The organism is Acinetobacter sp. UBA5984 (assembly GCF_002429925.1).
Taxonomy (GTDB): domain Bacteria; phylum Pseudomonadota; class Gammaproteobacteria; order Pseudomonadales; family Moraxellaceae; genus Acinetobacter; species Acinetobacter variabilis.
On sequence record NZ_DJBE01000031.1, the window covers coordinates 1 to 3,747 of the forward strand.

6 protein-coding genes are annotated in these 3,747 nt (G+C 37.4%); all 6 read left to right on the plus strand.

The genetic code is table 11. The features are described 5' to 3' along the window. Positions 1 to 71 precede the first annotated feature (71 nt). The 6 genes from B3J29_RS04700 (at position 72) to B3J29_RS04725 (ending at position 3,720) form a co-directional block, all read left to right on the plus strand. Complete coding sequence (locus tag B3J29_RS04700) at positions 72 to 254, plus strand: hypothetical protein (RefSeq protein ID WP_286964517.1); 183 nt, start codon at positions 72 to 74, stop codon at positions 252 to 254. Between the two features lie 21 nt (positions 255 to 275). Further along, on the plus strand, positions 276 to 515 hold the full coding sequence (locus tag B3J29_RS04705; protein WP_286964518.1) for a hypothetical protein: 240 nt from the start codon (positions 276 to 278) through the stop codon (positions 513 to 515). 112 nt (positions 516 to 627) lie between these two features. Next, positions 628 to 1,731, plus strand: a complete 1,104-nt coding sequence (locus B3J29_RS04710) for a virulence factor TspB C-terminal domain-related protein (protein ID WP_286964520.1) — start codon at positions 628 to 630, stop codon at positions 1,729 to 1,731. Further along, positions 1,731 to 2,009, plus strand: a complete 279-nt coding sequence (locus B3J29_RS04715; protein WP_204379435.1) for a DUF2523 domain-containing protein — start codon at positions 1,731 to 1,733, stop codon at positions 2,007 to 2,009. Before B3J29_RS04710 ends, B3J29_RS04715 begins: the two co-directional genes overlap by 1 nt. Before the next feature lie 64 nt (positions 2,010 to 2,073). After that, complete coding sequence (locus tag B3J29_RS04720) at positions 2,074 to 3,297, plus strand: zonular occludens toxin domain-containing protein (RefSeq protein WP_286964521.1); 1,224 nt, start codon at positions 2,074 to 2,076, stop codon at positions 3,295 to 3,297. A gap of 192 nt (positions 3,298 to 3,489) precedes the next feature. Then, positions 3,490 to 3,720, plus strand: a complete 231-nt coding sequence (locus B3J29_RS04725; protein WP_286964522.1) for a hypothetical protein — start codon at positions 3,490 to 3,492, stop codon at positions 3,718 to 3,720. Positions 3,721 to 3,747: the final 27 nt, after the last annotated feature.

Consider the following 3,747-nt stretch of genomic DNA (forward strand, 5'->3'; position numbering starts at 1 on the left):
ACACTATTTCGTATAATGTATAATCTGTTAAATATCAATAACTTATAAACATTATAACAGGATTTTAAAGAATGTCTTACGAGTGCAAAACCTTAACTCCACCTTCGGCAGGTACTGCACAAGTTTGCATCGAATGGCAAGAAGCTACCTTTTTGCCTGAATTAACTGGGGCGGATCGTGATGTGATTCTCCAGTGGGCTATAGGGATTTTCGCATTGGTCTTTGTAGTTAAAAAAATAATGCGGTTCTTTTAATAACTAATTGAGGCTCATCTCATGAAAAAAACAAGTCAAAACCGCCTAGCGGTAATCAATCGTAAAAACGTTGCTACTTATGGTTTAGGGGCTACTGTTTCAACTGCTCTTATGTCAAGCAATGCTAATGCTCTTGATGTGTCAACTGCTTTAACTGGTGCTGATGCTGAAGCTAACATTGAAACTGGTGCTCTTTGGGCGTTGGGTATCGTTGTTGTCATTTACGGTGCTAAAAAAGTTATTGGCTTCTTCGGTCGTTAATTTTTGGAGCCAAGAAAATGACAGAATCTGATCTTAACTGGATTATTTTGGCTGTTGTTTTCTTGGCTTTTTATCGTCTTTTGAAATAAGAAATTAAATATTTGGGGGTTTTATGAAAGCGTTTAAATATTTAGTTTTTTTTATTTCTATATTAATTTCTGTTAATTCATATTCTGCTACTTTGTGGGCTGTTAATGGAAAATTTGTTTCTTCTACTCCACAGGAAGCAGCTACCAAATATTATCAATCAATTGGCTCGCAATTCCATTCTTGTGTTTATGATAATCCATTTCAATATATCTGTTATTACAAGAACGGGTCAGGTTATGCAGGTGGCTTAGCTGTCACAAAGCAAGAGATTTCTTGTCCTTCCGCTACTTCAAAAGATTTAAAAGTCCCTGTTAATTCAAAGAGTTATGTTTGTGTTCAAGGTTGCCAATATCGCATTCGTGCTTGTGTCGATGTAGATATTGAACCGGGCATGACATGCAGTGCTATTTCAACGGGTCAAGATTGCGGAACCAATCCACCACCTAAAACTCCTGATCCAAATAAGCCACCTTCTGATCCTGCAACTCCTGATCCGGCTGACCCTAACGGACCACCGTCACAAAATACAGCTAATAGTGAAAGTACTTCTACATCGACAAGTACCAGTACTTCTACCAGTACAACTAATAACAATACCAATATTACCAACACAACCACCAATACAACGACCAACACAACGACCAACACTATTATTAATTTAGATAGATTGGAAAACGTCATTAAAAATATGACTTCTGTTCTTTCTAATAAATTGGATGCCATTCTCGGGAAAATTGGTGGTGATGGTGGTGATGGTGGTAATGGTGGTGTAGGTGGGAACATCGATCTTTCTGAAACTAATCAAAAAATAGATGATACAAAAGGTGTTCTTGATGAGATAAAGGATTTTCTCAAGGGTGATGAAGAAGGGGTAGGTGATAATCCATTTGGAAATGATGCTGTACCTGAAAAGGCTTTAACACCACAAGATTTAAAAACAAATATTTTTGGCGGTTCTGCTGCTTGTCCTGCGGATCGAACACTGTCATTCCAATTATTTACTGGAAAGACTTTCTCCAAGACTTTCAGCTTTGCTATGTGGTGCGACAAATTAGCGATTTTCGGAACTTTAATCCTTATAGCTTCGTACTTGTACGGTGCTTACATTATTACGAGTAAATCATAATGCCACAGTTATTAATAACTATCCTTGCCGCGTTTGCTTCGTCATTGGTTGCTAAGCTTCTTTTAGGTGCTGGTCTAGCTTTTATTTCTTATACATTCATCAATGATTTAGTGATGCAAGCTCAAAACGCAATGCTCGGTCTATATAACAATGTACCTGCCGATATTATGGGCATCATGGGTATTTTAAAAATTCCACAAGCCTTGTCTGTAATTATGTCTGCGATTGGTACGGCTGCTTTTATTAAATCTTCAAAATTAGCTCTAGGCAAAGGATAAGCAAGGAAGGAGGAGGAGTTTCGACGACGACGCCCGCGCTTTTCCTTGCTAAGAGGTATAATTCATGCAAACACTTATTTCAGCTCCACCAAGAACAGGTAAAAGTCTTTACTGCATGTCTTTAATTGATCAACTATCAAGAAAGCATCCAAATAGACGCATTTACACAAATATTATCGGCATCAATTATCCAGGTGTATTAACGATTAACTCAACGCCTGAAAAACCTTTTGATTGGCGTGATCTTCCAGATGGCTCAATTATCTTTTTTGATGAAGCACATGAACATCCTGCTTTTAGCGCACAGGATCTGTTAGGTACTGCCCGAACTGATGCTGAAAAAAAACGTAAAGCAGAAATATTAGATATTGGCGATTCTTTGACTTTGCATGGTCATTTTGGCTTTGATATTTACTTGATTACCCAAAACCCAAAATTATTGCGTGAACAGGTGCGAGCTGCTTGTTCTGTTCATTATGTCATGCGTCGTTTATGGGGCTTAGATGTTGCAATGATTTATGAGTTTGCAGAGGTTCAGACATATTTTGCAAATGCTACAAGAAAACAGGCTTTATCTGTAAAGCGTTTCCGCTACCCAAAAAATCTATATAAGTATTATGTATCTTCAAACGTCCATAACATACAAAAGCGTGTGCCTTTGCTTTATATGGTTTTCTTTGCAATACCTATAGCAATCTTTGCTTTGGGTTATTCAAAGGCTTCTGAAACTGGCTTTTTTGGTTTATTTCCAAAAGATGAAGTAGTAGAACAAAAGCCAATTGAACAGCCTGAATATGTAATGTTAGATGCAAAAGAGGGTCAAACTGCTGAGCAGGTTTTAGCTGAATATAAAGAAAATTTCAATCCTGATGTTGAATGCAGAAAGGCTATGAATCTCGATATGCCTGAATGTATTTCATGGTTTGACCAATTAACTAAACAACAATCTTCTGTCTTACCTGATGGTCAAGTATTCCAGGCTGTTGTCTATAATCCTGATAAGCCGTATGACTTCGAATATAAACCACAAATACAGCCACAAGACTTCCCAAGAATGTCGGGCGTTATGACGCTTGCAAATGGTCGGCTCATGGCTATAGATCAGCAGGGCAACTATATGTCTAATGTATCTCAAGAGGATTGCAGAAAATGGCTGTCTGGTTATCGTCCTTTCAATTATGCCAAAGCACCACAACAACAAAACCAATATGCCTATTCACAGCCTGAACAGAGGGAACGGAGTGTTCCCGAACAACCACAATTGAATCCTGAAACTTCTTCTCTCTGATTACAAGCTCCCATTTGCTTTAGATCGGTAGATACAGAGCATCCCGAATGGGTGCGAACTTTGTGAGGTGAATTAATGAGATCAGATAATATTCGATGCACTTTATGTGGCAAGATCATTCAAAAGCGTTTTATGGTTTCTCATCTTTTGAAATATCACCCTTTTTATACTTTCTAACTACTGGAGAGAACAATGAATAAGTTAAAAATAGATTTAGATTCTTGTATTCATAGTTTTACTGATGATGATCATCTTTCATGGATTGCCGATACACATCACACTATGATTTTTGAAATATTAGCTGGCGAATATCACGATATGATTGTTCGAATTCAAGCTGATGCTGATCCTCGTTATATAGATGAGTTTTTAATGAAATTGAATACTGCTTATATCTATGCTTTAAAGTATTTTGGTTGTTAATGCTGATTTCGTATAATGTAGCCATGA

Bases quoted from the DNA above. Each gene is read 5' to 3' on its own strand.
- B3J29_RS04715 (WP_204379435.1), top strand. From the start codon at position 1,731: ATGCCACAGTTATTAATAACTATCCTTGCCGCGTTTGCTTCGTCATTG.
- B3J29_RS04720 (WP_286964521.1), top strand. From the start codon at position 2,074: ATGCAAACACTTATTTCAGCTCCACCAAGAACAGGTAAAAGTCTTTAC.
- B3J29_RS04710 (WP_286964520.1), top strand. From the start codon at position 628: ATGAAAGCGTTTAAATATTTAGTTTTTTTTATTTCTATATTAATTTCT.
- B3J29_RS04705 (WP_286964518.1), top strand. From the start codon at position 276: ATGAAAAAAACAAGTCAAAACCGCCTAGCGGTAATCAATCGTAAAAAC.
- B3J29_RS04725 (WP_286964522.1), top strand. From the start codon at position 3,490: ATGAATAAGTTAAAAATAGATTTAGATTCTTGTATTCATAGTTTTACT.
- B3J29_RS04700 (WP_286964517.1), top strand. From the start codon at position 72: ATGTCTTACGAGTGCAAAACCTTAACTCCACCTTCGGCAGGTACTGCA.